This is a genomic window from Pedobacter sp. V48, from assembly GCF_000523515.1.
Lineage (GTDB): Bacteria > Bacteroidota > Bacteroidia > Sphingobacteriales > Sphingobacteriaceae > Pedobacter.
Genome location: NZ_AWRU01000021.1, coordinates 1 through 1,021, shown reverse-complemented (window position 1 = coordinate 1,021; position 1,021 = coordinate 1). Strand labels below are relative to the sequence as shown.

1 pseudogene is annotated in these 1,021 nt (G+C 49.7%); it reads left to right on the top strand.

From position 1 onward, the window contains the following. Positions 1 to 1,021 (top strand): annotated as a pseudogene (locus N824_RS17345) (collagen-like protein); the annotation flags it as partial.

The following is a 1,021-nucleotide window of genomic DNA, read 5'->3' as shown; positions in this document are numbered from 1 at the left end:
CGGTGCAACAGGAGCTGCTGGAGCTGATGGATTGAAAGGTGATAAAGGCGATAAAGGTGACCAGGGTATTCAAGGTCCTGCTGGTGCAACAGGAGCTGCCGGAGCTGATGGCTTGAAAGGTGATAAAGGCGATCAGGGTATTCAAGGTATTCAGGGTGCAACTGGAGCTGATGGATTAAAAGGTGATAAGGGCGATCAGGGTATTCAAGGTCCTGCCGGAGCTGATGGCTTAAAAGGCGATAAAGGTGACCAAGGTATTCAAGGTCCTGCTGGAGCTGATGGCTTAAAAGGCGATAAAGGTGATCAAGGTATTCAAGGTCCTGCCGGAGCTGATGGATTAAAAGGCGATAAGGGCGATCAGGGTATTCAAGGTATTCAGGGAGCAACTGGAGCTGATGGCTTGAAAGGTGATAAAGGCGATCAGGGCGATCAGGGTATTCAAGGAGAAACGGGTTCAGTAGGTCCTCAAGGTCCTGCTGGTGCAACAGGAGCTGCGGGAGCTGATGGCTTGAAAGGTGATAAAGGCGATCAGGGTATTCAAGGTATTCAAGGTTCTGCTGGAGCTGATGGCTTAAAAGGTGATAAAGGCGATCAGGGTATTCAAGGTATTCAGGGTGCAACAGGAGCTGATGGCTTAAAAGGCGATAAAGGTGATCAAGGTATTCAAGGTTCTGCCGGAGCTGATGGATTAAAAGGCGATAAGGGCGATCAGGGTATTCAAGGTATTCAGGGAGCAACTGGAGCTGATGGCTTGAAAGGTGATAAAGGCGATCAGGGTATTCAAGGTATTCAGGGTGCAACTGGAGCTGATGGCTTGAAAGGCGATAAAGGTGATCAAGGTATTCAGGGTGCAACTGGAGCTGATGGATTAAAAGGCGATAAGGGCGATCAGGGTATTCAGGGAGAAACGGGTTCAGTAGGTCCTCAAGGTCCTGCTGGTGCAACAGGAGCTGCCGGAGCTGATGGCTTGAAAGGTGATAAAGGCGATCAGGGTATTCAAGGTATTCAGGGTGCAACTGGA